This window comes from Bacteroides neonati (assembly GCF_000499785.1).
GTDB classification, from domain to species: domain Bacteria; phylum Bacteroidota; class Bacteroidia; order Bacteroidales; family Bacteroidaceae; genus Bacteroides; species Bacteroides neonati.
Genome location: NZ_HG726019.1, coordinates 231,881 through 255,310, shown reverse-complemented (window position 1 = coordinate 255,310; position 23,430 = coordinate 231,881). Strand labels below are relative to the sequence as shown.

The following is a 23,430-nucleotide window of genomic DNA, read 5'->3' as shown; positions in this document are numbered from 1 at the left end:
ATTGAAATAAATGACAGAACATAACCTGAAAGACAAAACGGTAAAGGCATTGGGCTGGAGCTTTGTAGATAAATTCGGACAGCAATTTATCTACTTGGCAACAGCCATCGTTCTGGCTCGTCTTTTGTCTCAGGCAGATTATGGACTGATGGGCATGCTCGCCATCTTCGTGGCACTATCCAACGTACTATTAGACAGCGGATTTGGCGGAGCACTTATCAAAAAGCAACAAACGACACAGGCTGATTACAATGCCGTGTTTTATTTCAATGTCATCGTTAGCTTCGCGCTCTACGGAGTGCTTTATGCAGCTGCACCACTCATTGCCCGCTTTTATGACGAGCCTCAACTGGTTCTCCTCTCCCGGATACTCTTCCTGACCATTCTGTTTAATGCATTCAACTTCATACAAACAATCTTATTGACGAAGCATCTGCACTTTAACCGATTGGCACAGATCAACTTCGTATCGCTCCTTCTCTCATCGGCCATTGCGGCTCTGTTGGCCATTCGGGGAGCAGGCGTTTGGGCATTGGTGGCTCAAACCATGCTGCTGGCTCTCTTCAAAAGTATCTTACTGTGGTGCTTCAACAGTTGGCGCCCCTCGTTCGGATTCAGCTTGCAACCCTTGAAGGAGGCTTTCGCCTTTAGCTCGCACATGCTCCTTTCGGGAATTATCAATGTGGTGTTCAACAATATCTATTCGGTCATTATCGGTAAGAATTATAATAAGGTAGAGTTGGGCGATTATCAACAAGCCAATAAGTTTCAAGACATTCCGGTTTCACTCATATCAAACACTTTCCGCACTGTTGTGCTTCCTGTGTTCTCGAATGTCAATACCGACAATGAACGGCTGGGACGGGTGCTGCAAAAAACGATCAAGAGCATTGCCTTCGTTTTATTCCCGGTAATCATGGGATTGTATGTAGTAGCCGAACCACTCATCGTAGGGCTTATCGGAGAGAAATGGCTACCATCGGTCGCTATCTTCCGAATCTTACTATTGTCGGGGTTATTCAGCGTATTTGCGCAGATATTCAACGAGCTATTGGTATCGAAAGGGAAGTCGCGCACCTATCTCCGGGTCGAGATAGCCAAAAAGGCCGTCTTGGTGATTGCCATCATCAGCACCCTTCAGTGGGGTGTGCAGGGTTTGGCTGTGGGCTGGGTTGCGTACTCTTTTACCGCTTTATGCCTATCGGGCTATTATGCTTGCCGCATCATCTCTTATCCGTTCGGTTCGTTTTTTAGATCGATTGCTCCCTATCTGCTGCTTGCCATAGCCATGACGGTATGCATCAGCCTGTTCTTTCTCGTAGAGATGCATACGTATCTGCGGATGGGCATACAGATTGTTTGCGGCATCGTATTCTATGCAGGGGCTTGCCTATTGCTGAAACTGGAAATGAGCAAAGAGGTAGCTCAACTTATTCACCGGAAAAGAAAGCCTGAATTATGAAAAAAGAGATGCACGTATTGATACTACCCATGTACTATCCGGAGAAGGACTCTTCGCCACATAGGGGATATATGTTTTACGAGCAAGCCACGCAGATTGTTCAAAACGGCTGCAAGGTAGGACTGGCTTTCGTAGAACAACGTCCCACCCGCAACTTCTCTTGGAAGAAGTTCTGCAAAGAGAGCCATTTCCAAATAAGCTCCGAAGACAATGGCTTGTTTACCGTGATGCGCATGCATGCCTGGAACCCGAAGCTATCCACACACATCGGAGGATTGATCTGGACGTTTCTCACCCTGCTGCTGGTACGAAGATACATTCGAAAACAGGGAAAGCCCGACCTGATCCATGCACACTTTGGCTGTTGGGCAGGCTATGCGGCTTACCTGATTCGGAAGATATACCACATCGACTACCTAATCACCGAGCATGCCTCTTCGATCAATGGAGATGCCGTGCGCCCTTCACAGGCCCGCATCTTGAGGAAGGCATATAACCATGCACGAAAAGTGATCTGTGTGGGTTCTTTATTGGGACGGAACCTGCAACGCTACACCGACTGTCCGGAGAAGATAACCGTTATACCCAATTTTGTCGACACACAAACCTTCCGATGGAGCGGACATATCACCGACAAAGAGGTGCGCTTTGTCTTTGTAAGCGTAGGCAACCTGTCGAAGCGCAAAGGGTTTACCGAACTGATAGAGGCGTTTGGGCAATCGTTCGGCAACCTGCCCCATGTTTCGCTTCTCATCATTGGCGACGGAGAAGAGAAAGTAAACTTACAGCAAACCATCAACCGGTTGGAGATGCAGAAGCAGATCACCTTAACCGGAAGACTCTCGCGCGAAGCACTCGCTACACAGCTGGACAGTGCCGATGCCTTTGTGCTGGCTTCTTATGCCGAAACATTCGGTATCGTAGTGATTGAAGCAATGGCTGCCGGATTGCCCTCCATTGGTACAATCTGTGGCGGACCGGAAGATATCATCACTCCCGAAAGCGGATTCTTGATTGAACCGGGCGATACGAAAGAGCTTGGTAAGAAGATGTTGGAATTATACCATACGTACGAACGGTTTGACAAAGAGCAGATTCGCCGCTCCATTGTCAATCGCTTCGACTTTCGATTGGCAGGCAAGCTATTAACCGATCTGTATCGTCAATTAGTAACATCATGAAGGTAACCGTGGTAGACTGCTCCGTTTCGGGGCATAGGGAAACGTACTATAAGCAGTTTTGCAGAACCTTGCTCGCCATGGGGCATGAAACATCACTCATAGCCCCTGATGGTTCCGGGTTGGATGCATCGATCCGGTTTGAACCCATTCGTACCCGTCGGCTCCTTGCCCTGCCTGCCGGAAACACACTAAAGAAGAAGTGGATAGTACTCTGTAATGCGCTTATTTTATGCCTGAACTTAGCCGCACTGCACAAGCAGCTTCGCGAGATACACCCCGACCGGGTGTTCTTTGCCTGTTTAGACGATATGCTGCCCACGTGCATTCCTCTTTGGTTGTTCGACCGGCTGCTACCTTATCGTTGGGGCGGTTTGCTAGTACAGGCCTCTTTGCCTAAACCCCGCTTGGGGATAGTCGATGCGAGACGTTGCTTACGTGCCAAATACTGCACAGGAGTGGGCGTATTGAACGAATATGCCGTTGATGAGCTGAAACCGTTTCAGTCGCACATCCTGCTCTTTCCCGATTTTGCCGATACATCGGCACCCAATACGGCTTATCCGCTCCGGGAGCAGATTCGTACACAAGCCAACGGACGCAATATTATTGCCCTACTGGGCTCCGTGCATACCCGCAAAGGAACCGATCTGTTTATACAAACGGTCGAGCAACTTCCCCCCGATGCATACTTCTTTGTCATTGCAGGCAAATCCTCGCTAGATGAATCGCAAGAGGCAGCGCTGCAACGCTTTGCACAGACACACGAGAACTGCCTGTTCTCACTGGAGCGCATTCCGGACGAATCATGCTTCAATGCGCTGGTAGAGGAGAGCACGCTTCTATTTGCCGTTTACCGGAACTTCAAAGGAAGCAGCAATATGCTTACCAAGGCAGCACTGTTTGGCAAACCGATCATTGTCAGCCAAGGCTATTGCATGGGGCATCGGGTGGATGACTACCATACGGGCATGGCGATTGGCGAAACAGATCCGGCAGCCTGTGCTACTGCCATCGAGTATCTATGCACCCATCCGCAGGCACTATCCGAAGCCCGGTTCGATCTGTATGCCCGCGATCACAGTACCGGGAAGTTAACCGAATGTTTCCATCAGTTATTGAACGATTTATCATGAAAGTACTCTATACATTTGGCGGAATACCGCATTACCTGGATGCAATGCTCAACAAACTTTGCGCGAAAGGTGTCGAAGTCGTTGTCGTCACCCCACAGAAAGGCAATGCCACGATTGGCAAGGGAGTAAAGATGGTAGAAGGTGGCACTTACAAACACCTTACTGCCATAGAGAAGAAGATGTTTTACGGAAAAACGGGCTACCCGTCGCTACCGCAGCTAGTACGCGAAGAGCAACCGGATATATTGGTCATGGGCTGGCCTTACTTTCTGCAACTGTTCTTTCAACCATCGCTTCGCAAAGCGTTGAAGGAGTGTGGAACGAAAATAGCCATCCGCGAGATACCCTTTCAAACACCGCCTTACGGTGAGATCAAAGCCTATTTTCGCACCCATCCGATGTACGATGAGAATATGCGGCTGCAAAGTACAGGCATCGGCTTTTATCTTAAACAGTGGTTCACCATGTGCATCCGTCGCTATTGCTATGCCCAAGCGAGCGGAACACTCAATTACTCAACTGCCGCCTATGATATTCTGCCATCTTACGGAGTAAAGCGCGAAGACATACACGTTACCTTCAATGCTACCGACACAGAAGCATTACTCAAAGAGCGTACAGCAGTACTGGCACGACAGCCGATATTGCCGCCTTGCACACATCGCATCCTACACATCGGGCGGTTGGTGAAATGGAAGCGGGTCGATCTGTTGATCGATGCACTACCAAGGGTGATAAGCCAGTTTACAGATGCAGAACTGGTCGTTGTGGGCGATGGCCCTGAGTTGGAAAATCTAAAGCAACAAGCGGAGTGCTTGGGGCTGAGTAATCACATTCGTTTTGCCGGAAGTGTGTACAAGCCCGAAGAGTTGGGAGCGTACATGAACGAATCGACCGTATATGTGCTGGCCGGTATGGGAGGACTTTCAATCAACGATGCCATGAGCTATGGCATGCCCGTTATCTGCTCGGTATGCGACAGTACCGAACGCGATCTGGTGCTGGAGGGTCGGAATGGTTTCTTCTTCCGCGAAGGGGATGCCGATAGCCTGAGCGAAAAAATCACGACTCTCTTCTCATCACCGGCTTTGTGCAAAGAGATGGGAAAAGAGTCGCAACGCATTATTAACGAAAAAATAAATATCGAATCAGTCAGCCTGCGTTATCTGGATGCATTTAAACAGATGCTCGCAAAGCGGCCATGATACGCTCACAGGCTTTGCCATCGCCATAAGGATTGTGAGTTTCGGACATCCTCCGATACTGCTCTTTATCAGACAGCAACGCATTGACCTCGGCAACAATAGTAGCACAATCGGTTCCTACCAACTTCACCGTACCCGCCTCTACGGCTTCGGGGCGTTCGGTCGTATCACGCATCACCAAAACAGGCTTGCCCAACGAGGGAGCCTCTTCCTGCACGCCACCACTATCGGTAAGCAGCAGTATACTGTGTTGCATCGCGTAGATAAATGGCAGGTAGTCGAGCGGAGAGATAAGATACACATTGCTCAGACCCGACAGCAGCTCATAAACAGGCTTCTGCACATGGGGGTTGAGGTGTACCGGATAGACAATGTCCATTTCGGGATGCCCTTCGGCAAGTTCGCGGATGGCCTTGCAGATGTGTAAGAAACCATCGCCGAAGTTCTCGCGCCGATGCCCGGTTACCAGTATATAATTACGCTCCGGAGTTACCTCGTAGCCTTTCGCCTTCAGCTCGTCGTGAAGAGCTTCTTGCTTTCCGGGTGTCTGAGAGATAATCTCGACAGCCATCAGGAGTGCATCAATCACCGTATTTCCGGTTACATAGATGCGGCCGGCGGCAATATTCTCTGTAAGCAGATTGGCTTGCGATTGCTCTGTCGGTGCAAAGTAGTAGCGGCAGAAACGATCTGTAACCTGACGGTTCATCTCTTCGGGCCAGGGCGAAAGAAGGTCGTAGGTACGCAACCCCGCCTCCACATGGCCTACGGCTATCTGCTGATAGAAAGCAGCCAGTCCGGCTGCCATAGAGGTGGTGGTATCGCCGTGCACCAGCACCACATCGGGACTGAAAGAGGTAAGCACATCGCGCAGACCCAACAGTACTTTGGCAGTGATATCGTATAAGTCCTGTCCGGGTGCCATGATATTCAAGTCATACTCAGGAACGATATCAAACACCTCGAGCACCTGATCGAGCATCTGACGATGTTGTGCTGTTACACATACCCTCGTTTCGAAATGTACAGTATCCTGTTGCATGGCTTTCACCAACGGAGCCATTTTAATTGCTTCGGGACGAGTCCCGAACACCAATAATATTTTCTTCATCATCCATTCCCTTTTCGAACACCACAAAAATCAAGTTCCACCTTTGCTTCCTGCCGGGGCAACTCCATAAACGGAGTATGGCAAACAAGCCACACCACAATATCCGCCTGACGGTAAGCTTCGCGATAATCGGTCAGGTTGAAGCTGGGGTGCTTGCTGATATTGGGTTCGACGATCAACACATCGGCACGCGATTCGGAAATAATACGTGAAGCGATGTATTTGGCAGGCGATTCGCGCAAGTCGTCGATATTGGGTTTAAAGGCCAATCCCATACACGCTACAACAGGCTCGCGGTCGTTCTCGGCAACAAATTGCTGACAGGCTTCTATCACGCGGTTGGCACACCAATCGGCTTTATAGTCATTCGTCTCGCGGGCACGCTTAATGAGTTGCGCCTGCTCGGGATAGTCTGATACGATAAACCAAGGATCGACGGCAATACAGTGTCCACCCACTCCGCATCCGGGTTGCAGGATATTGACCCGCGGATGTTTATTGGCCAACATGATAAGCTCCCACACATTGACTCCCGCCTTGTCGCAAATCATAGACAGTTCATTGGCGAAGGCTATCTGAGAGTCGCGCGAGGAGTTCTCGGTAAGTTTGCACATCTCTGCCGTACGGGCATTTGTGCGGTGTAGTTTGCCTTGTACGAAAGCCGAATAAAACTCAATGGCTTTCTCGGTCGATTCGGGATTGATACCTCCGATCACACGATCGTTGTGTACCAGCTCATAGAGTGTATTGCCGGGCAATACGCGCTCGGGACAATAAGCAATGTATATTTTGCCTTTCAGTTCGGGGCGTTCCTTGTGGATAATATCGGCCATACGCTCGGTGGTAAGCACGGGCGAGGTAGACTCGATTACAAACAAATCGCCCTCTTTCAGAAAAGGGATAACCGAACGGGTAGCCGACTCCACATACGTAATATCCGCCCGATGATTCTGTTTGAAAGGAGTAGGCACTACCACAAAGAAGGCATCTGCCGGTTCGGGTTTCGATACGGCACGAAGAGTTCCTTGTTGAACAGCCTCCTTTACTATTTGTGCCAAATCGGGTTCTACAATATGAATCTTTCCCTGATTGATGGTATCTACCACCACCGGGTTGACATCCACCCCGATCACCTCAAAGCCATGATTGGCAGCAACTGCTGCCGTAGGAAGGCCAATGTAGCCTAAGCCTAAAAACAGAACCTTTTTCATATCTACATCACTTTTATATAAGTGTGGCAAAAGTACAAATAATACGTGACTTTGTACGGATTCTCACGGAAAACCGCTATTTTTGCCAAAACATTTCGGCAAATGAGGGTACTAATTATCAATACTTCCGAACGGATAGGTGGCGCAGCCGTTGCCGCAAGCCGCTTGATGGAGTCGTTGAAGAACAACGGAATCAAAGCAAAAATGCTGGTGCGCGATAAGCAAACCGATCAAATCAGTGTTGTCAAACTAGATCGCAACTGGCTGAGTGTATGGAAATTTGTATGGGAGCGAATCGTTATCTGGAAAGCCAACCGCTTCAAGAAAAACAACCTTTTTGCTGTCGACATAGCCAATACCGGAACAGATATCACCACCCTTCCCGAGTTTCAACAAGCCGATATCATTCACCTGCACTGGATTAACCAAGGCATGCTTTCACTTGCAAACATCCGGAAAATTCTGGCTTCGGGCAAACCCGTTGTATGGACCATGCACGATATGTGGCCCTGTACCGGCATTTGCCACCATGCACGCGAGTGCAACCACTATCAGGAAGAGTGCCACCACTGTCCGTTCCTCTATGGAGGAGGCAACAAGAAAGACTTATCGACCCGCATCTTCCGCAAAAAGAAAGCACTGTACCAAACAGCTCCCATTACCTTTATCGCTTGTAGCAAATGGTTGAAGAAACGAGCTCAAGACAGTGCACTGCTTGTTGGGCAAACTGTACTTAGCATCCCCAATCCGATTAATACCAATCTTTTCCGCCCACGCAACAAGCAAGAGGCACGGTCGTTATGCCGGTTGCCTCAAGACAAAAAGTTGATCCTTTTCGGCTCTGTCAAGATTACCGATAAGCGAAAAGGAATCGATTACCTGATTGAGTCGTGCAAGCACTTGGTAGAGAAGCATCCCGAATCAAAAAAAACAATCGGCATTGTTGCCTTCGGACAGCACTCACAGCAATTAGCATCACTACTACCCTTTCCGGTATATGCACTCGATTATGTAAGCAACGAGCACGATCTGGTAAACATCTACAACGCTGTCGACTTATTCGTGACTCCCTCGCTCGAAGAGAATCTACCCAACACCATCATGGAAGCCATGGCGTGTGGCGTGCCCTGCGTAGGATTTCATGTAGGCGGTATCCCCGAGATGATCGATCATCTGCACAACGGATACATCGCTCGCTACAAAGAGGCAGAAGACTTTGCCAATGGCATTTACTGGGCACTTACCGAATCGGAGTATCCCACTCTCTCGGAGCAGGCAGCCCGCAAGGCCGTATCGCATTATTCCGAAAGTATCATTGCCAAGAAGTACATCGACGTATACAATAAAATAACGGGAAAGTATGCATAACAACCACCCATTGCCTACCCTATCGATCATTACCGTCACTTACAATGCCGAGCAGGTGTTGGAAACTACCTTGCAGAGTGTCATTTCGCAAACCTATCATCACATTGAATACATTCTCATCGACGGAGCCTCCAAAGACCGTACGTTGGCGATTGCAGAAAAGTATCGCGACCGGATTCAGCTTCTTATCAGCGAACCCGACCGTGGATTGTATGACGCCATGAACAAAGGCATCGCTTTGGCTACGGGAGAGTATGTCTGTTTTCTCAATGCAGGCGATAGCTTTCATCAGGACGATACGTTGCAACAGATGATGCAATCGATCAAAGGACGCGAGTTGCCCGATGTACTATATGGCGAAACAGCACTGGTAGATGGCAAAGGACACTTCTTGCGCATGCGCAGGTTATCGGCTCCCGAAGTGCTTACCTGGAAAAGTTTCCGGCAAGGCATGCTTGTTTGCCATCAAGCCTTCATTGCCCGCCGAACGCTCATACAGCCCTACAATTTAAACTACCGCTATTCTGCCGATTTTGATTGGTGTATCCGCATCCTGAAAAAGGCGAAAACGATTCATAACACACACCTGACCCTTATCGATTATCTGGACGAAGGGATGACTACGCAAAACCGCAAGGCATCGCTCATGGAGCGGTTTCGCATCATGGTGTATCATTATGGGTTATGGAGCACCGTGATGCATCATGCTTGGTTTGTGTTCCGTTTGCTAACGAAGCCCGGACAATAATCGGCTCAACTCCTCCATACCCTCGGATGCTCCTTTCTGAATGACGTGTATCGAACGCGATGTTTGAATCTGCACCTTGTTGGGATCAATCAGATACACCTGTGCCGACCGCGGCACATAGTTTAGCAATCCCGCAGCAGGGTATACATTCATCGAAGTACCTATAATGACAAAGATGTCTGCTTGCTCAACATATCGGATAGCAGTCTCTATTTGCGGAACCGCCTCGCCGAACCATACGATAAACGGTCGTAGTTGTGATCCGTCGGCTGCACAATCGCCCATCTTGACTTCATACTCCTGCGGTTCGAGTTCTTTTATATACTGCGGATTCTGTGGTTCGCGACTGGAACAGACCTTCGTTAACTCACCATGCAAATGAATCACACAGCTACTGCCTGCGCGCTCATGCAGGTTGTCTACATTTTGTGTAATAACGGTCACATTAAACTCTTTCTCCCATTCGGCCATCAACTCGTGCCCTCGGTTGGGTTCGACCCGGGTCAACTGCTTCCGCCTCTCATTGTAAAAGTTGATAACAAGTTGCGGGTCTCGGCTGTACCCTTCGGGAGTAGCCACCTTCTCTACCGGATACTTATCCCATAGGCCGCCTGCATCTCTGAACGTACTTATTCCACTTTCGGCACTCATTCCGGCACCGGATAAGACAACTAAATTTTTCATAACTTTCTCCTCCAATAATCGTATAGCAAATCTTACATACACTGCAAATGTAGCATAGAATGAATGAATAAACAAATTTTAAATCTAAAATGCTAAATCATTCAAATAAAACACGTACTTTTGCGATTTACAAATTTGCAACTGACTGTAAGATAAACAATCACCTGTTGCTCTTAAGTCGACAAAGAACAAACATATGGATAAATTTAGCTATGCTATCGGCCTCGGTATTGGCCAAAACCTATCAGGAATGGGTGCCAAAGGCATCTCAGTAGATGATTTTGCTCAGGCAATCAAAGACGTACTCGAAGGAAACCCTACGGCTATCAGCCACCAGGAAGCTCGCGAGATCGTCAACACATATTTTGAAGAATTAGAGAGCAAGATGAGTGCTGCGAGCATTGAGCAAGGAAAAGCATTCCTCGAAGAAAACAAAAAAAGAGCGAATATTGTTACATTGCCCAGTGGTTTGCAATACGAAGTGATCACCGAAGGCAACGGCAAAATGGCCAAAGCGACCGACCAGGTGAAATGCCACTACGAAGGTACGCTAATTGACGGAACGCTATTCGACAGCTCGATCAAGCGCGGTCAGCCTGCCGTATTTGGTGTTAACCAAGTTATTCCGGGTTGGGTAGAAGCCTTGCAACTGATGCCCGAAGGTTCTAAATGGAAGCTCTATATCCCTTCTGAACTTGCTTATGGTGCACAAGGAGCCGGAGAAATGATTCCTCCTCACAGCACATTGGTATTCGAAGTAGAATTAATCGAAGTATTATAAATAAAAAAATCTTAAAGCAAAATGAAAAAAGTAACTATTTTAATGGCAGTAGCTGCTGCAGCCAGCTTGGCTTCTTGTACAGCTCAAAGCCCTAAGGCTAATCTGAAAACAGACCTTGACTCATTGTCTTACTCAATCGGTATGTCTCAAACTCAAGGTTTGAAAGGTTATCTGACCGGCCGCATGGACGTTGATACAGCTTATATGGCTGAGTTCATCAAAGGTGTAAACGAAGGTGCAAGCAAGACAAGCAAGAAAGATATCGCTTATATGGCTGGTATCCAAATCGGACAACAAATCAGCAACCAAATGATGAAAGGTATCAACCAAGAACTATTCGGTGCAGATTCTACTCAAACAATCAGCAAAGAAAACTTCCTGGCAGGTTTCATCGCAGGTACACTTGAAAAAGGTGGCGTAATGACTATGGAACAAGCTCAAGCTTATACACAAACAGCTATGGAAGCTGTTAAAGCTAAAGCAATGGAGAAAACATTCGGCGCTAACAAAGAAGCCGGCGAAAAATTCCTTGCCGAAAACAAAACCAAAGAAGGTGTAAAAACAACTCCTAGCGGTTTGCAATACAAAGTGATCAAAGAAGGTACAGGCGCTATCCCTGCCGATACTTCAAGCGTAAAGGTTAACTACAAAGGAACATTGATCGATGGTACTGAGTTCGATAGCTCATACAAACGTAACGAGCCTGCAACTTTCCGTGCTAACCAAGTAATCAAAGGTTGGACAGAGGCGTTGACTATGATGCCCGTAGGTTCTAAATGGGAACTTTATATCCCTCAAGACTTGGCTTATGGTTCAAGAGACCAAGGTCAAATCAAACCTTTCTCTACCTTGGTTTTCGAAGTAGAACTGTTGGACATCGAGAAGTAAACAATACATAGGTTTTCAGCCTACGACTCCGAGGGTGTTTGGTCTTTACCGAACACCCTCTTTTTATGCTCAAACCCCTAAAATAAAAATAAAATAGTGCGAATTTTCTGTTTTTTCTTTCATTTATGAAGAGAAATTAAAATAAACCGTTATATTTGCTTACTATTTGATAACAACTGGAAATTACATATATTAGAATTATGGAAAAGATAGACAACCTCGACCGGCAGATTCTGGAGATTATCTCACAAAATGCCCGTATCCCTTTCAAAGATGTAGCTGCTGAATGTGGCGTTTCACGCGCTGCTATCCATCAACGTGTTCAGAGACTGATCGACTTGGGAGTGATCGTGGGTTCGGGCTACCATGTCAACCCTAAATCGCTTGGATATAGAACATGTACCTACGTCGGTATCAAGCTCGAAAAAGGTTCTATGTATAAAGCGGTGGTTGCCGAACTCAATAAAATACCCGAAATCGTAGAGTGCCACTTTACAACGGGACCATACACCATGCTAACAAAAGTATATGCATGCGACAACGAACACTTAATGGACTTGCTGAATAATAAAATGCAAGAGATACCGGGGGTTACAGCTACCGAAACACTAATCTCGCTTGAGCAGAGCATCAAGAAAGAGATTCCAATTCGTACAGATAAATAATGGAGTTTTTAAACGATTACCATTTGGCGGGGCTTTTCATCGGCATCTGTACGTTTCTCATTATTGGTCTTTTCCATCCTGTGGTAGTGAAGGCCGAATATTACTGGGGAACGCGCTGCTGGTGGATCTTTCTACTACTCGGTATTGCCGGTGTAGCCGCTTCGCTTAGCACGGACAACATACTGATCTCTTCTTTGCTGGGCGTATTTGCTTTCTCTTCTTTCTGGACTATCAAAGAGGTCTTTGAGCAAGAAGAGCGCGTGAAAAAGGGATGGTTTCCCAAAAACCCGAAACGAAAATACAAGTTTTAAGCCATGATTTTTTGCTTAAAAAGCTTGCATCTATTAATAAAAAGTACTATTTTTGTACCCGCTTCTAGGAAACAAGATAGCACGGGCTTTTAGCTCAGTTGGTTAGAGCAACAGACTCATAATCTGGAGGTCCTTGGTTCAAGCCCAAGATGGCCCACCTCTTAAATCCCCATAAACTATTGTTTATGGGGATTTTTTATTGATACCCCATTCAAATCACGGCAAGAGGCAATCTTGGAAAATACATGTATATACGATACCTGAAAAACCGCTCTATCCGTATTGGATTATCAGTTATGAAAAGGCATACGAAGCAAATACTGAAAGTAATTTTTACCATTGAAAAGTTCGTTTCTTAAAAGAAACAGCGTATATTTGTATCTTGAAAAGCATATTTAGTCATCTATAAAAACCATAATACCTGAAAAATGCAGAAAAAACAATTAACCCTATCTTTGTTCCTTTGTTTGCTGAGCTCTGTCGCTTACTGTCAGAAAACCTACCAGCTAACCAACCAATATCTAAGCAGAACACTCTCAGACAAAGGCTTTCTACATACCACCGAAATTGTAAACAAACAGACGAATACGACATTGGTACCTGTGGAATGCGATGAGTTTGTACTTCGCCTGTCGAAAGGAACAGATAAAGTAGGAACCGACTTCATTCTTCGCTCAAAAGACTTCAAAGTAACGGATACAAAACGCTATAAACTTACTGGTGCAAAGCCGGGGGAGGGTATTCGGTTCTCTCTTTTCAACGCAAAGCATGGTTTGAAAGTTGTCGTTTGTTACGAACTGCTTAAAGATAAACCCTATCTACACAAACAGCTATCGATTACCAACAATACTGCCATAACACTCGAACGTATTGACGTAGATGCTTTGACGCTCGAGGACGCATATCAGCCTTATACCAAAACAGCAATTACCGCACAAGCACCTGGAAATTGGAGTCCCGGACTGGGACAACCCATCTACACCATTACAAGCGGCACGTTCTGGGGAGTTGAATTTCCAGCCGCCAACAACAGTGTAACCAATCAGCAGATGCGGTTGGGATATCTGTGGGGGAGGGAGTTGAAGCCCGGTACAACGTATCATTCTTATAAAAGCATCATGGGAGCAGCCGATGATGCAGCCTATATTGATGATGCCTTTTTTGACTATATCAACGATATTCGCATTCGCCCACTTCGACTGCAAGTACAATACAACAGCTGGTTCGACTTTGGTTCTCAAGTAACAAAAGAGTTGTTTCAGGAGAGTGTACAGTACATTCATAACAAATTGGTCGAGGAACGTCAAGTGCCTCCGTTGAATGTGTATGCAATTGACGATGGCTGGCAAGACGTAACCCTACCCGATTTGGACAAACCAAACGGCGTATGGAGCATCAACCGGAAATTCTCCCCAAACTTCAGTGACACACACGAGCAATTGAAAGCAATAGGTTCCTCCTTGGGCTTATGGCTTAGTCCGGGTTGTTTTTTTGGCTCACGACCACAAGTCAATGTATTACGGGAAAATGGGTATGAAGCACTCTCCCTCTCCATGTCGATGGCCGGTCCCAAGTATATGGATAAGCTGGAAAACCGGATCATAGAGTTGACAAAGCAGGGGGTTACCTATTTTAAATACGACGGTTTATTCGGACATCTCAATACACGCGACTTCGAATTGGAAGGACGCAATACACCTTATATGCCTCAGCTCAACACCCAAGGCTTCTCTTGCAATGACATCCGTTTAAACGACAAGAAATACGATGAGTTAAAGATGTACTATTTGGTGGCCGGAACCGAGCGATTGATGCAGCTAATGATTAATCAGCACAAGGTAAACCCTAATGTTTATACAGCCATTACCAACGGTGCCTATTTAAGCCCCTGGTGGCTTCAATACACCGATGTAGTATGGCTTATCAACTGTGGTGATGCAGCAGGAGGCGCAGACCGCAGTAGCGAATTGGTATATCGGGATGGAGTCTATCATGAGGTTTTTGCAACTGAGAATACGAAGTTTCCCATTCATTCCATATTCAATCACGAGCCTAAGAAGACAACAACGGGCGAATCGGCCGATGAGTTCCGCGATTATTTATTCATGGATCTGAGCCGTGGTGCTGCATTTGTTGAGCTGTATTTAAAAACAAAAGTATTGTCCAATTCGGATTGGGATGTATTGGCCGAAGGTTTAAAGTGGGTACGAACGGTATTCCCCACATTCGAGCGCGTAAAGATGTTTGGAGGTAACCCACTGAACCAGGAAGTTTACGGTTACTCCGGTTGGAAAGGCAAACAGGGCTATATATCGCTGCACAACCCATCCAGTCGTCCGCAAAAGATCGCTCTTCCGCTCAATCGACAAATAGGTGTGCACAGTAGCGTAAAGGATTACACCCTTTCGTCACCACTCTTGGGCGACACAGAGGGGCTAAAAGAGAGTTGGAGTTACAACGATGTGTTGACACTTGAGCTAAAACCGAAGGAAATTCGTATATTAATGTTTAACAAATAGAAAAGGATCGAATTCCTTCGTAGAAGAGAGTTTACTTGGCGAACGATGAAGCATTCGCTCTGCATGTTAACACTGTTAATCGTTCGGCATGCTTTCCATTTCTTCAGATACAAGACTACGTACTTTTGGTATGAATGAATACGTATTCATTCATACCAAAAGTACGTAGTTAACACACCGTTAAAATAGTTCTTCTGCAAACAGCGAAAAACACGATGATGTAAAGGTGGCGGAGTAACAGGCGAATGCTGATACTAATCAAGTGCTTGACCTAATTCCCCTTCTTGATGAGCTTCACATTATCTACCTGAATGGTTTGGTTGGCAGCAATCCCCTGTATCACCACAAAGAAGTCCGATAGAATCGGAGCATTTGCGCTCAGTTCGGTTATCTGCAACCCATCGCCCACCGACTTTTTGCTCGAAATATTATTGATGATTCGTCCGAAGTCATAGTCAACCGTGACGGGTGTCCACGTATCGACCTTTTTCAGCGTCTGCGAGAAAGATGCTCCCGAGTGAGTCAGTTGTTTATCCGGATCGTACTGCTTGCGCACAAAGAATGTATTTCGGAACTTATTACTAGCAGGATCTTTCTCCTCCACGGTTTGTTTGATATAGACCGATACAACGGCGTCTTTCGACAACCCTTTCGCATCGAAACTCAAGGTATAGACACCCGGCTCAATCGTTGTCTGTTGAATGCGTTGACCAAAGAAAACTCTGTACCACGGAACAGATGTTGTCGTTTTCATCTGCATCACACCTTGATGAGCCTCACCACCATCGACCAACTCAATCTGAGTGGCATTCTTGTCCGGCTCATTATTAACGATAAACCACTCGCCCGGAACAGCCTTATTGACATTGGTAACCACCACGTCTACACTCTTGTTAAAGTCTCCGTTCTGAATCAGGTTTTGCGCACCGGCCGCCAATGAAGTTGCGATAGCAGCAAGTAAGAATAGTTGTTTTTTCATACGATTTAATTTAATAAATTGATTTGTTTAACATAAATCCCGGTTTCGGATCAAAAGCATCTGTTTTTGATCCGAAACCGGGACAAAGATAAATGAGAGCAGACGAGAGAAGTTCCGATTCTGTACATATTAGGTTCAAAATAATACAATACGAATCGCAGCGTTACGATGTTCGGAAGGCGAATTATTCTACCGGAATCTCCAGGTTTCGATTATGACCTACGAAGACGTTCATTACACGCAGCCTTTCGCCGGGTATTAAATTAAGAATCACAGCCTTTTGAGCGGGAAGCACCATCAAGTCGTTCTTACTATTTTTGAGTGTATAAGGAATATCCGAGCGGTTTTCGACCTCCAGCGTTACCATGCCTTCGCTTTGGCGAATAATCCGATAGTCGATAGAAGAGCGGAACAATTGCTCGGCCCACTCCTGCCGTGCCATCACATTGCCATTGAACAAAGCCGCTGTGCGACGAGCCAGTAAAGCCTCCTTGATACCTGCCTCCGAACGATCTTTGGCAAACACAAGAGTCATGGGACGGAGCATACGGTCGGTACCAAACTCATTTTCAATCGTATTATGTGTATCCGAATTGGCCGAAGGAGCAATATTGTATTTCGTAATCCAATCGAAAGAGAGCGGATAGTACTCCATATAGTTATGTACCTCTACCATATCAATTTTATGATTGGCCAACAGTTGTTCGTGCACCGGGTAGATGGTCGATTGGTTATCGGGCCATCCCGGGTGATTCCACAAAATAACAGCTCCTTGCGAACGGGCTATGTCGATGGCTTGCAAAGGATCTTTGACATCGAGCGGATTAGAGTCTGTGAGAAAGAGGGCATTGAGGTGTCCCAAGGGTTTCTGACGAGTGATTTCAGATCCCTTAATCAAGATAAAACCAAGGTCGTTGGCTGTTTTACGGGCGATGTTATCTGCCGAGTTAAAATCTCCCGAAAGTTGATCTTTATGCGGTCGATACTCGATATGATCGGTAATGGCTATTGCGTCAAGTCCCTGCCGCCAAGCCTCTTTTACACGGGCAGAAGGCCATACTTCGCCATCCGAGAAAACGGTATGGATATGAAAGTCGCACTTTAGCGTATGATAGCCTTGAATATCGGGAATACGGATGAGTTGGCGAACGGCGCCTTGACCCATTTCAGGAAGTTTCCACACCTCATTATTTTGCAGTTGTGCATAAGAAGTCAGCGTTATGCAAGCAAATAAACACATACATAGTTTTCGCATCGAATTTGTATTTTTTAGATTAGTATTAGCATGAAAAAAGAAGGCTTAAGAAAAGAAGTCTTTCATATCCAAGTCGAGCACATTGGCTATTTTGCAAAGAATGGATATGGAAATATTTTGTTTTCCATTCTCAATATATCCTATATAAGTTCGATCTACGTTGGCGGAATAAGCCAACTCTTCTTGGGTAATATTCAATTCTTTGCGTCTGCGAACTATAATTTTACCTATATCAGTCAGAACATCTGCTTCGTTAACCATAAGTATCTATTTTCTTTAATTGCTCAAAGTTCGGGATAGCTTTTCATATTTCACTCCGAATATATTCGGCATTTCCTTGTCTATAATAAAATAATATCTATCTTTGCAGCAATCATAAAATAAAAAGACGCCTTACAATCCTTTTTAAAACAATGGTTTAGTCTATAAATAGGCCTCACCAAGCAGAATCACCGAAGTGAAAGGCTTGCCAAAATGATTATAATAGAGAAACACGGAATCGTTAATGAAAAAGAATGGCCAATCTGATACGAGTGAAAGTCTCGCCCAATGGAAACTACTGACAGAGGGCAGCAATGAGGCTTATACATGGATATACAACCGATATATTCATCAACTTTATCAATACGGGTGTCGTTTCTGTGCCGATTCGGAAGTGGTGAAAGACTGCATTCAGAACCTCTTTGTTAACATTTATCAAAATAGAGAGAAGCTAACAGTACCCGACAACCCGAAACTCTATCTGATGTCGGCTTTAAGAAATGCTTTATTTAACACACTCAACAGAAACCGTCTGCACGATACGTATATAAGCAATACTGCCTTTGACTTCGACCTATCGGTCGAGGAGCAATTCATTGCAGACGAAGAGGAATCCTCACAAAGTCAAACCATTGCTCATCTACTAAATACGCTTTCGCCCCGGCAACGCGAAATTATCTATTACCGATTCTATGAAGACTTGCAATACGATGAAATATGCCGTCTGATGGATCTCAATTACCAATCTGCCTACAATTTGTTTCAGCGTTCTTTGATCAAGTTGCGCGAGTCGTCAGGTTTATCTGTGCTCTTCTTTATCCAAATAAACACGTTATGCCTAAAAAATTTCATTTTCTATGAGTAGAAAATAAAAGTTCATTTGTCTTTGAGATAAATAAGGCATAGAAATGGAGAAGACAGACTATATCACATATACGGCAACAGACCTCTTAAATGATGATTATTTCTTAGAGTCAGAACATCATCCTACCCCCGAAAGCCAACTCTTTTGGAGCCGGCTTGAAGCAGAGCACAAGGTACTAGCTAGCGAAATGCAGTTGGCACGTGCATTGTTACATATTGTAGCGCATAGTTCCGGCAAACGTATTTCAGAGCCGGAAGTAGCCGAGCTTTGGGAACAGATTAAAAGCCGCACCATCGCCAAGGAGAAAAGAAAAAGCCCTTACCTGTTGCTACGCCGATGGGTAGCTGCGGTGGCCTGTATCATCATTCTTTTTGTAGGTGGATGGATGGCACTGATGAATATGCCGGAAGAGGAGTATGCAGGAATCGCCTTGGTAAAAAGACCAGACGCGCAGCCAACAGATGAAGTGCAACTGATTTTATCGGATACGAAAAAGCTAACCATAGATGGAGAAGACAGTAAACTACTCTACCAAAAAGGAAAAGTCGATATAAACTCGCAAACCATACAGATAAACGAGAGCAAAGGTACAGAAGAAGCATACAACCAACTAATCGTTCCGGCAGGTAAGCGCTCTTCCATCACCTTTAGCGATGGCACCAAAGTATGTGTAAATGCCAACACCCGCGTCGTATACCCCGTGGAGTTTACAACCAAAAGACGCGAAATCTATGTGGAAGGAGAAGTGTATCTGGAGGTATCGCCCGATAAGAGCAGACCCTTCATCGTAAAAACCACTCAATTAGACGTAAGGGTACTGGGAACCAAATTCAACATCAATGCTTATACCGAAAATCAAAATGTGGTATTGGTAAGTGGAGCGGTAGAGGTAGATACCCGCCATCACTCCACAAGAAAACTAAAACCGAATGAAATGCTGGCATACAGCGAGAAGGAGTTACAAGTTCGAACGGTCAATGTAGCCAATTATATCAGTTGGATAAACGGTTATTGTATCTTCGAGAAAGAAAGCGTATCAAACGTTGCAACCAAACTATCCCAATACTATAAACGCGACATCACCATATCTCCACGCCTGAAAGACATAACGTGTAGCGGAAAACTGAATCTGCGGGATAGCCTGGAAGAAGTATTGGAAACACTGGCAGAAACCATACCGGCTGAAATTGAAAAAACAGAAGATGGAACTTTCTTTATTAAATAACCTCTAACAACAATCAAATGAAACAGGGACCTTAAATGACAAGAAAAACAGGTTGGACAATACCGACATATCATCCAACCCGTAAACACAATTTTCAAAAAACAACGTTTTAATCAAATTTGTACAAATGTATGAAAAACCAATCATTTTTTAATCTGAATAAGATTAAAGGTAGAACCTTATTATCTTTTAAAAGTATTTTTTTACTTCTTTTATTTTTATCGATAAGTAATATAACCTTAGCAACAAACAGTTACAGCAAGAAAAAGGTTTTTAATATTCAGGCTGCAGAGAAAACTGTTCGACAAATTTTCGATGAAATTGAAAAAACAAGTGAGTTTATTATTTTTTATAGAGACGGAGCCGTCGACCTTAATCGTAAAGTTTCAGTCAATGTAATCCACCAATCGGTTGAAAAGGTTTTGGAACAGGTTTTCAAAAATACGGAAAACAGCTATTCAATCAAAGATCGACAAATCAACATTTATAAGAAAGAGAAAGATCACTTACCAGCAGATAAAAATCAACAAAAGAGTAAGATAAAAGTCACAGGTGTCGTTACCGATGGAAAAGGAGAGTCAATTATCGGAGCCAATGTATCAGTCAAAGGCAGTGCCGGCATTGGAGGTATTACAAACATAGAGGGACGATATGAAATATACGTGCCCTCGGAAGAATCGGTCTTACTGATATCATATCTAGGTTACAACACAGAAGAAATTAAAGTAAAAGACCGGCGCAATATTAATGTTATGTTAAGTGAAGACTCCAAGACATTGGATGAAGTTGTCGTTATTGGTTATGGCCAACAGAAGAAAAGTGGAGTTGTTAGCTCTGTCAATTCAGTGACTGCTAAAGAAATCAAAGCACCGACCCGAAATCTGACTAACAACTTAGCCGGCCAGCTAGCCGGTATTATTGCCATTCAACGCAATGGGGAGCCGGGCAACGACAATGCTGAGTTCTGGATACGAGGTACAAGCTCATTCGCAGGAGGAACCTCACCTCTGGTATTAGTAGATGGTGCCCCTCGGGCAATGCAAGATATTGAGCCGGATGAGATCGAAACTTTTACCGTACTTAAAGATGCAGCAGCTACCGCCGTATATGGAGCGGAAGGAGCCAATGGAGTCATATTGATTACTTCAAAACGAGGTAAAACCGAGAAAGCAAAAATTAGTTTCAGAGGAGAGGTTGGAATGGCTTCGCCTACACGCTTACCCCAAATGTTAGGATCGGTCGATCATATGACATTGTTTAATGAAGCCCGTGTTAACGATGGACTTGCTCCTTATTACAGCGAAGAACTTATTGCTAAATATGCACAGGGAGAGGATCGAGACTTGTATCCGGATACAAACTGGTTTGATATGCTAAAGAATCAGACTTATAACCAAAGGTATACACTAAATGTGCAAGGAGGGTCGGCAAAAGCACGTTATTTTGTATCTGGAGCTTATTTCCACGAAACAGGTATCTTTAAAAACAATAACCTAGAAGACTATGATACAAACATTGGAGTGACTCGCTACAACTTGCGTAGCAATATCGATATTGATATCACATCATCCACCTTATTGAGTGTAGACTTAAGCGGACAATACTCTCAAACGAATAACCCAGGGAAAAGCTCAAATGAGATTTTCACTAAAATTTCATTGACTCCTCCCCATTTAACTCCAATGGTCTATTCAGATGGAACGATCGCAAGCCCATCAGAACCAACCGGCAACATATTAAATCCCTACAACTTACTTATGAATTCGGGATATACCAAGTCATGGAAAACAAGCATTCAGTCTACGGTAAAATTGCAACAAAAACTAGATTTTGTAACCAAAGGACTTACTTGGATGGGACGTATCAGCTTCGACTCCTATTCTCTCTACGATATGACACGCCTAAAAACACCCACCCAATTTAACGCCACGGGAAGAGATGAGAATGGAAAACTAATCTTCAATCAAGTAGTCAAAGGAAATGACTCTTTGGGCGATCCGGCAGAAAAGAATAGTGGAGATAAGAAAATATACGTTGAAACTCAATTAAGTTATAACCGTTTGTTCGCAGACAAGCACCAAGTAAGTGGAATGTTGCTATATATGCAGAAAGAGCAGCAATATCACGATGATGCCTTGTCGTATCGCAAACAGAGTATAGTGGGGCGTGCCTCTTATTCGTATAACGAACGCTATTTTATTGAAGGTAGTTTCGGCTATACCGGTAGCGAAACATTCTCCAAAGATCACCGATTTGGTCTTTTCCCTGCGGTAGGTGTTGCCTATCTCTTAACCAACGAACCATTTATGCCGAGTAGTTTTACCAATGTCGTGAATAAAATTAAAATTCGCGCATCCATAGGACGAACAGGTAATGATAATACCGGTGGTAGCCGCTTCTTATATCGCGAAATACTAAAAACAAATGCAGGCGGGTACAATATAGGTATTGGTACAGACGGTGGATTGAACGGTGTAGGTAATGGTATTATAGAAGATCGATTCGCTGCTCAAAATCTGGGATGGGAAATAGAGAATAAACGCAACTTGGGTCTTGACGTCGGATTGTTCAATAACAAAGTAGATATACAGATAGACTATTTTAATAATATGCGAACCGATATCTTGCTAAAGAGAAATACCATACCCACCCTCTCAGGTTTCCGGGAAAACCCTTGGCAAAACTATGGAAAAGTATCCAATCAGGGTATGGATGGAAGTCTCATTGTAACAGAGAAACTGGGAGATTTTCGTCTTACCTTCCGCGGAAACGTTACATTTGCCCGAAACAAAATATTAGAGTATGATGAAGTTCCACAGAAATATGACTGGATGAATACAACCGGTACGCGATTGAACTCTTGGAACGTATACATTTCCGACGGATTATATACCCATGATGATTTCATTATTACCGAAAATCAGGATGGAACAAAAAAATATGAAGTGAAACCGGGAGTACCCAATTCTACATTAGGAAGTATTGCTCCGGGTGATATCAAGTTTGTAGACCAAAACAATGATGGCATCATAGATAGCTTTGACCAAATAAGAGATGTAGGTAATCCAAGTGTACCGGAGTTGGTTTACGGCTTCGGATTAAACGTAGACTACAAGGGGCTTTATGCCAGTATCTTCTTCCAAGGAGTAGGAAAAACATCTACTATTATGGGTATCGCTAATGGGCCGGGTTTCCACCCATTCGCGTGGGCAGATAGAACATCAGGTACACGTATACAAGCAATGGATCGATGGACTGAAGATAATCCAAGTCAAAATGTTATGTTCCCTCGTCTACACTCTTCTTCCAATTTTAACAATCGTGCCTCAAGTACCTGGTGGATGCGCGATGCAAGCTTTTTACGCTTGAAAAACATTGAACTGGGATATAGCTTCAATAAACGAACCGCACAGAAAATGCATATGCAAGCTGCACGAGTTTATTTGATGGGCTATAACATAGCCGTATGGGACAAGATAAAACTCTGGGACCCGGAGATGGGTAACAAAAATGATGGTATGTCATACCCGTTGCCTCGTACTTTCTCATTAGGAGTAGAAATCACTTTTTAATATAAA

Annotated in this window: 20 protein-coding genes and 1 tRNA gene; 15 read left to right on the top strand and 6 right to left on the bottom strand. The window is 44.8% G+C overall.

The window, feature by feature from the left end; translation table 11 throughout:
• Positions 1-10 precede the first annotated feature (10 nt).
• The 4 genes from TY03_RS00935 to TY03_RS00920 are packed head-to-tail and all read left to right on the top strand — an operon-like array spanning position 11 to position 4,981.
• Entirely contained in the window at positions 11-1,462 is a 1,452-nt protein-coding gene (locus tag TY03_RS00935; protein WP_042366504.1) for a lipopolysaccharide biosynthesis protein, read from the top strand.
• Positions 1,459-2,643: a glycosyltransferase family 4 protein gene (locus tag TY03_RS00930; protein WP_230201866.1), complete on the top strand. Its 1,185-nt coding sequence runs from the start codon at positions 1,459-1,461 to the stop codon at positions 2,641-2,643. Before TY03_RS00935 ends, TY03_RS00930 begins: the two co-directional genes overlap by 4 nt.
• Positions 2,640-3,776: a glycosyltransferase gene (locus tag TY03_RS00925; protein WP_042366502.1), complete on the top strand. Its 1,137-nt coding sequence runs from the start codon at positions 2,640-2,642 to the stop codon at positions 3,774-3,776. The genes TY03_RS00930 and TY03_RS00925 overlap by 4 nt, the downstream gene beginning before the upstream one ends.
• Entirely contained in the window at positions 3,773-4,981 is a 1,209-nt protein-coding gene (locus TY03_RS00920; protein WP_042366500.1) for a glycosyltransferase family 4 protein, read from the top strand. The genes TY03_RS00925 and TY03_RS00920 overlap by 4 nt, the downstream gene beginning before the upstream one ends.
• Here the strand turns inward: TY03_RS00920 and wecB are convergent.
• Entirely contained in the window at positions 4,953-6,092 is a 1,140-nt protein-coding gene (gene wecB, locus TY03_RS00915) for a non-hydrolyzing UDP-N-acetylglucosamine 2-epimerase (RefSeq protein ID WP_042367238.1), read from the bottom strand. The genes TY03_RS00920 and wecB overlap by 29 nt on opposite strands.
• Positions 6,092-7,303 carry a UDP-N-acetyl-D-mannosamine dehydrogenase gene (gene wecC / locus TY03_RS00910; RefSeq protein WP_042366498.1) on the bottom strand — a complete coding sequence of 404 codons (1,212 nt, stop codon included), beginning with the start codon at positions 7,301-7,303 and terminating at the stop codon, positions 6,092-6,094. Before wecC ends, wecB begins: the two co-directional genes overlap by 1 nt.
• A gap of 102 nt (positions 7,304-7,405) precedes the next feature.
• Here wecC and TY03_RS00905 point away from each other — a divergent pair, with 102 nt between their 5' ends.
• Positions 7,406-8,671, top strand: coding sequence for a glycosyltransferase family 4 protein (locus TY03_RS00905; protein ID WP_042366497.1), 1,266 nt, complete (start codon positions 7,406-7,408; stop codon positions 8,669-8,671).
• Entirely contained in the window at positions 8,664-9,419 is a 756-nt protein-coding gene (locus tag TY03_RS00900; protein ID WP_042366495.1) for a glycosyltransferase family 2 protein, read from the top strand. The genes TY03_RS00905 and TY03_RS00900 overlap by 8 nt, the downstream gene beginning before the upstream one ends.
• Here the strand turns inward: TY03_RS00900 and TY03_RS00895 are convergent.
• Positions 9,399-10,103, bottom strand: coding sequence for an SIR2 family NAD-dependent protein deacylase (locus TY03_RS00895; protein ID WP_042366493.1), 705 nt, complete (start codon positions 10,101-10,103; stop codon positions 9,399-9,401). The two genes, TY03_RS00900 and TY03_RS00895, sit on opposite strands and share 21 nt — an antisense overlap.
• A gap of 196 nt (positions 10,104-10,299) precedes the next feature.
• On the opposite strand from TY03_RS00895, the gene TY03_RS00890 reads away from it, so the two are divergent.
• The 6 genes from TY03_RS00890 (at position 10,300) to TY03_RS00865 (ending at position 15,267) form a co-directional block, all read left to right on the top strand.
• Positions 10,300-10,884 carry an FKBP-type peptidyl-prolyl cis-trans isomerase gene (locus TY03_RS00890; RefSeq protein ID WP_042366491.1) on the top strand — a complete coding sequence of 195 codons (585 nt, stop codon included), beginning with the start codon at positions 10,300-10,302 and terminating at the stop codon, positions 10,882-10,884.
• A 21-nt stretch (positions 10,885-10,905) separates the two neighbouring features.
• A complete protein-coding gene (locus TY03_RS00885) occupies positions 10,906-11,772 on the top strand; it encodes an FKBP-type peptidyl-prolyl cis-trans isomerase (protein WP_042366489.1) in 867 nt (288 codons plus the stop codon).
• A 200-nt stretch (positions 11,773-11,972) separates the two neighbouring features.
• Positions 11,973-12,437 carry an Lrp/AsnC family transcriptional regulator gene (locus TY03_RS00880; RefSeq protein ID WP_042366487.1) on the top strand — a complete coding sequence of 155 codons (465 nt, stop codon included), beginning with the start codon at positions 11,973-11,975 and terminating at the stop codon, positions 12,435-12,437.
• Entirely contained in the window at positions 12,437-12,748 is a 312-nt protein-coding gene (locus TY03_RS00875; protein WP_042366485.1) for a DUF4491 family protein, read from the top strand. Before TY03_RS00880 ends, TY03_RS00875 begins: the two co-directional genes overlap by 1 nt.
• 83 nt (positions 12,749-12,831) lie before the next feature.
• A tRNA-Ile gene (locus tag TY03_RS00870) sits at positions 12,832-12,905 on the top strand.
• 271 nt (positions 12,906-13,176) lie between these two features.
• Positions 13,177-15,267, top strand: a complete 2,091-nt coding sequence (locus tag TY03_RS00865; RefSeq protein WP_042366483.1) for a hypothetical protein — start codon at positions 13,177-13,179, stop codon at positions 15,265-15,267.
• A gap of 271 nt (positions 15,268-15,538) precedes the next feature.
• Here TY03_RS00865 and TY03_RS00860 read toward each other — a convergent pair whose 3' ends face one another.
• From TY03_RS00860 to TY03_RS00850, 3 genes are all read right to left on the bottom strand, one after another.
• Entirely contained in the window at positions 15,539-16,246 is a 708-nt protein-coding gene (locus TY03_RS00860) for a DUF4627 domain-containing protein (protein WP_042366481.1), read from the bottom strand.
• A gap of 184 nt (positions 16,247-16,430) precedes the next feature.
• Positions 16,431-17,501, bottom strand: coding sequence for a PHP domain-containing protein (locus TY03_RS00855; protein ID WP_081713023.1), 1,071 nt, complete (start codon positions 17,499-17,501; stop codon positions 16,431-16,433).
• A gap of 45 nt (positions 17,502-17,546) precedes the next feature.
• Positions 17,547-17,762 carry a helix-turn-helix domain-containing protein gene (locus TY03_RS00850; RefSeq protein ID WP_042366480.1) on the bottom strand — a complete coding sequence of 72 codons (216 nt, stop codon included), beginning with the start codon at positions 17,760-17,762 and terminating at the stop codon, positions 17,547-17,549.
• 244 nt (positions 17,763-18,006) lie between these two features.
• Here TY03_RS00850 and TY03_RS00845 point away from each other — a divergent pair, with 244 nt between their 5' ends.
• From TY03_RS00845 to TY03_RS00835, 3 genes are all read left to right on the top strand, one after another.
• Positions 18,007-18,627, top strand: coding sequence for an RNA polymerase sigma factor (locus TY03_RS00845; protein WP_042366478.1), 621 nt, complete (start codon positions 18,007-18,009; stop codon positions 18,625-18,627).
• Between the two features lie 43 nt (positions 18,628-18,670).
• On the top strand, positions 18,671-19,852 hold the full coding sequence (locus TY03_RS00840) for a FecR family protein (protein WP_042366476.1): 1,182 nt from the start codon (positions 18,671-18,673) through the stop codon (positions 19,850-19,852).
• Positions 19,853-19,983: 131 nt separating this feature from the next.
• Positions 19,984-23,424, top strand: a complete 3,441-nt coding sequence (locus TY03_RS00835; protein ID WP_042366475.1) for a TonB-dependent receptor — start codon at positions 19,984-19,986, stop codon at positions 23,422-23,424.
• The last annotated feature ends 6 nt before the right edge of the window (positions 23,425-23,430 follow it).

What these genes read in the sequence shown, in the direction of transcription:
- TY03_RS00935 (WP_042366504.1), top strand. Translation starts at nt 11, where the DNA reads ATGACAGAACATAACCTGAAAGACAAAACGGTAAAGGCATTGGGCTGG.
- TY03_RS00930 (WP_230201866.1), top strand. Translation starts at nt 1,459, where the DNA reads ATGAAAAAAGAGATGCACGTATTGATACTACCCATGTACTATCCGGAG.
- TY03_RS00925 (WP_042366502.1), top strand. Translation starts at nt 2,640, where the DNA reads ATGAAGGTAACCGTGGTAGACTGCTCCGTTTCGGGGCATAGGGAAACG.
- TY03_RS00920 (WP_042366500.1), top strand. Translation starts at nt 3,773, where the DNA reads ATGAAAGTACTCTATACATTTGGCGGAATACCGCATTACCTGGATGCA.
- wecB (WP_042367238.1), bottom strand. Translation starts at nt 6,092, where the DNA reads ATGAAGAAAATATTATTGGTGTTCGGGACTCGTCCCGAAGCAATTAAA.
- wecC (WP_042366498.1), bottom strand. Translation starts at nt 7,303, where the DNA reads ATGAAAAAGGTTCTGTTTTTAGGCTTAGGCTACATTGGCCTTCCTACG.
- TY03_RS00905 (WP_042366497.1), top strand. Translation starts at nt 7,406, where the DNA reads ATGAGGGTACTAATTATCAATACTTCCGAACGGATAGGTGGCGCAGCC.
- TY03_RS00900 (WP_042366495.1), top strand. Translation starts at nt 8,664, where the DNA reads ATGCATAACAACCACCCATTGCCTACCCTATCGATCATTACCGTCACT.
- TY03_RS00895 (WP_042366493.1), bottom strand. Translation starts at nt 10,103, where the DNA reads ATGAAAAATTTAGTTGTCTTATCCGGTGCCGGAATGAGTGCCGAAAGT.
- TY03_RS00890 (WP_042366491.1), top strand. Translation starts at nt 10,300, where the DNA reads ATGGATAAATTTAGCTATGCTATCGGCCTCGGTATTGGCCAAAACCTA.
- TY03_RS00885 (WP_042366489.1), top strand. Translation starts at nt 10,906, where the DNA reads ATGAAAAAAGTAACTATTTTAATGGCAGTAGCTGCTGCAGCCAGCTTG.
- TY03_RS00880 (WP_042366487.1), top strand. Translation starts at nt 11,973, where the DNA reads ATGGAAAAGATAGACAACCTCGACCGGCAGATTCTGGAGATTATCTCA.
- TY03_RS00875 (WP_042366485.1), top strand. Translation starts at nt 12,437, where the DNA reads ATGGAGTTTTTAAACGATTACCATTTGGCGGGGCTTTTCATCGGCATC.
- TY03_RS00865 (WP_042366483.1), top strand. Translation starts at nt 13,177, where the DNA reads ATGCAGAAAAAACAATTAACCCTATCTTTGTTCCTTTGTTTGCTGAGC.
- TY03_RS00860 (WP_042366481.1), bottom strand. Translation starts at nt 16,246, where the DNA reads ATGAAAAAACAACTATTCTTACTTGCTGCTATCGCAACTTCATTGGCG.
- TY03_RS00855 (WP_081713023.1), bottom strand. Translation starts at nt 17,501, where the DNA reads ATGCGAAAACTATGTATGTGTTTATTTGCTTGCATAACGCTGACTTCT.
- TY03_RS00850 (WP_042366480.1), bottom strand. Translation starts at nt 17,762, where the DNA reads ATGGTTAACGAAGCAGATGTTCTGACTGATATAGGTAAAATTATAGTT.
- TY03_RS00845 (WP_042366478.1), top strand. Translation starts at nt 18,007, where the DNA reads ATGAAAAAGAATGGCCAATCTGATACGAGTGAAAGTCTCGCCCAATGG.
- TY03_RS00840 (WP_042366476.1), top strand. Translation starts at nt 18,671, where the DNA reads ATGGAGAAGACAGACTATATCACATATACGGCAACAGACCTCTTAAAT.
- TY03_RS00835 (WP_042366475.1), top strand. Translation starts at nt 19,984, where the DNA reads ATGAAAAACCAATCATTTTTTAATCTGAATAAGATTAAAGGTAGAACC.